This window comes from Actinomycetospora lutea (genome assembly GCF_028737205.1).
Taxonomy (GTDB): domain Bacteria; phylum Actinomycetota; class Actinomycetes; order Mycobacteriales; family Pseudonocardiaceae; genus Actinomycetospora; species Actinomycetospora lutea.
Window position 1 is genome coordinate 1 of sequence record NZ_JAQZAL010000088.1, and the last position, 1,429, is coordinate 1,429.

Consider the following 1,429-nt stretch of genomic DNA (forward strand, 5'->3'; position numbering starts at 1 on the left):
GGAGCCGGTCACTCTAATCGCACCACGGACTGTTAGTCGCCGTCGATTCGCACCACGACCCGCGCCACGGAAGAGGGCGACCGGCCAGATCCGTCACATCCACACCCAGGGCAGCATCAGCAGATGTGTCTTCACCGCGCCGACCAGTACCTCGGACAGCCAGAAACTCCAACTTGAAGATGATCCATCAGCTGCCCGGTGTCGGCCGCTGGGTCTCCAGCACCGCCTTGATGTCCTGAAGGCGCTCCGCCACGTGCCGTCGACGGCTGCGCCCGAGAAGACCAACTGCCACAGACATCCACGGGCGCGGCCGGATCACCTCTCGGTGGCGCAACACACACCCGCCCGTAGTCGGCGTCATCTCGTAGACGGTGTGGCCGGCGAACCAGCAGCTCGAGAAGTCCATGCCCAGCCGGACTGGCTCCTCGACCTCAGTCACCACGCTCCGGACATGCAGCCAACAGCCAGGCAGCAGGCGGACCTGCTCGTGCCATCGAGTGCCGACGGTGGTCGGCCCGTCAGGCTCCTTCACCATCCGCACCCTGGCTCGCCGGGGGATCGGTTCGGAGTCCTGTACCTCGGACAAGAAGGCGAAAACGTCCGCCTGGGATCGGCGGATCGGCACGGAGGAGACGAAGCCGAAAGCGCCGGAGTTCGTCGGTCCTGTCAAGCACGGCGTCTGACGGAACTCCCTATCCGCGTCGTTGGGGACCATGAGAGCACCTGACCGTGATTCCAGGTAGCGGCGCAGCAGGGCCCAGTTGCGCCGTTCCTGGCGGCGGCCCAACGCCTCGACTGCTGGCCGCAGCGCCCGCAAAGCGCCGCGAAGGTGCAGCTCGAACAGCCAGTGCATCCGTGTGCCCGCCTCGACCGGCTCGAAGGTGAGCGTGTAGTCGATGTCCATCGCGCCCATGCGAGTGGTGGAGTCGAACCGGCGCGGGCGGTCGTAGCCGGTGATCTCGATTGTCATGGCGGCGCTGCCCGCCTCTGCGCGGAAACGGGTGCCCACGCCCAGCGGCTCCGGGGTGAGCAGCTCCACACCGCGCACCTGAGGGTTGTAGCGCGGCTCGGTGCGCTCGTCGGCGACCGCGTCGAACACCGTCTCCGCCGGGCGGCCGATGAGTATCTCGCCGCTGTTGCGGGCGGGCGGGTCCAGCTCCCGAGTGAGCATGCCGAGGGCGATGCGCCGGATCAGCTCGCTGAACGGGCCGATTGCCCGCCAGTAGCGGCGGAAGCGGCGCGCGCTCGCGGCGTCGGTCGCCGCGACCCGGGTCTCAACGGTCAGCACCGCGGCGTCCGGGCCCTGCGGCACGGCGCGCACCGAGAGCACGATCTTGACGTATCCGGGCGCGGCGAACGCGGCGAAATCGCCTGGGCTAGGGCGTGTCTCCTGAATCTTGAGCGTGATGTCGGCGAGCATGCTGGCCGT

General features: G+C 68.3%; 1 protein-coding gene. It reads right to left on the minus strand.

Features of this window, described 5'->3' with window-relative positions:
- Positions 1–187: 187 nt before the first annotated feature.
- Positions 188–1,429: SRPBCC family protein (locus PHK61_RS31765; protein ID WP_274285033.1), on the minus strand; the 1,242-nt coding region annotated here is incomplete at its 5' end.